The 1324-nt window shown below is 68.9% G+C and carries 1 protein-coding gene and 1 pseudogene; both read left to right on the top strand.

Features of this window, described 5'->3' with window-relative positions; translation table 11 throughout:
• Positions 1–264: pseudogene (locus tag ACWF94_RS40630) on the top strand (ABC transporter ATP-binding protein); the annotation flags it as partial.
• Complete coding sequence (locus tag ACWF94_RS40625) at positions 242–1303, top strand: iron-siderophore ABC transporter substrate-binding protein (protein WP_453500342.1); 1062 nt, start codon at positions 242–244, stop codon at positions 1301–1303. The pseudogene ACWF94_RS40630 and the gene ACWF94_RS40625, both read left to right, overlap by 23 nt.
• Positions 1304–1324: the final 21 nt, after the last annotated feature.

The raw sequence follows: 1324 nt of genomic DNA, 5'->3' as shown, positions 1-1324 counted from the left end.
GTGGACGGCCGTACCGCACTGATCGTCGCCCACCGGCTGACCCAGGCGGCGACCGCCGACCGCATCGTCGTCATGGAGGCCGGACGCGTCGTCGAGACCGGTACACACGACGGACTGCGGGCGGCCCGGGGCCGCTACGCCGCCCTGTGGGCGGCGTGGTCGGACACCCGTGACGCCGGCCCCGAGAACCCCCCGCCCCCCACAGGCTCATCATTCAGCAACCCGAACCGAAGGACCACCGATGGCCCGCTCACCCAGAGCTGAACGGCTCGCCACCGCGCTCGTCTCCGTACTTCTGCTGACCGGCACCGTCGCCGCCTGCGGTGGTGACTCCAAGGACGATTCCGACGACGGCGCGGCCGCGAAGGGCACGTCGGGCGACTCCGCCTTCCCGGTCACGATCCCGCACAAATACGGCAGCACCAAGGTCGCATCGGAGCCCAAGCGGATCGTCACGGTCGGACTGACCGACCAGGACGTCGTGCTCACCCTGGGCAAGGTTCCGGTCGGCACCACCGAGTGGGTCGGCGGCTACAAGGGCGCCATCGGCCCCTGGGCCGAGGACGAACTGGGCGGCAAGCCGGCGCCCGCCGTCCTCAAGGACACCGGCACCGGCCCTCAGGTCGAGAAGATCGCCGCGCTCAAGCCGGATCTGATCCTCGCGGTCTACGGCGGGCTCACCAAGGAGCAGTACGACTCGCTGTCGAAGTTCGCCCCCGTCGTCGCCCATCCGAAGGAGTACAACGACTACGGCGTTCCGTGGCAGGAGCAGGCCAAGCGGATCGGCAAGGCGCTCGGGAAGTCCGCGGAGGCCGACAAGGCCGTCGCCGATGTGGAGTCGAAGATCGCGGCAGCGGCCAGGCCCGAGTTCAAGAACGCCACCGCGCTCATGGCCACCCCGTACGAGGGCATGTTCGTCTTCGGCAGCCAGGACCCGCGCTCCCGGCTGCTCACCAATCTCGGCTTCAAGCTGCCCGCCGGACTGGACAAGGCGATCGGCGACAAGTTCGGCGCGAACATCAGCAAGGAGCGCACCGATCTGCTCGACCAGAAAGCCATCGTCTGGATGGTCACCGATGTCGCCAAGGACACGGCCAAACTGCACAAGGACGCCTCGTACGGCGATCTGAAGGTGGTCAAGGACGGCCGTGAGGTCTATGTCCACGAGAGCAGCGACTACGGCCACGCCATGTCGTTCGGAACCGTCGCCAGCCTGCCGTTCGTCGTCGAGCGGCTCGCCCCGCAGCTCGCCGCCGCCGTCGACGGAAAGCCCGCCACCAAGGTGGCGCAGCCTGCTTCCTGATCCGTACGCGGCGGGGGCCGG

Source organism: Streptomyces sp. NPDC055078 (genome assembly GCF_053607985.1).
Note: the sequence above shows the minus strand (reverse complement) of the source record. Positions and strands in the feature narration are given on the sequence as shown.

Bases quoted from the DNA above. Each gene is read 5' to 3' on its own strand.
- ACWF94_RS40625 (WP_453500342.1), top strand. From the start codon at position 242: ATGGCCCGCTCACCCAGAGCTGAACGGCTCGCCACCGCGCTCGTCTCC.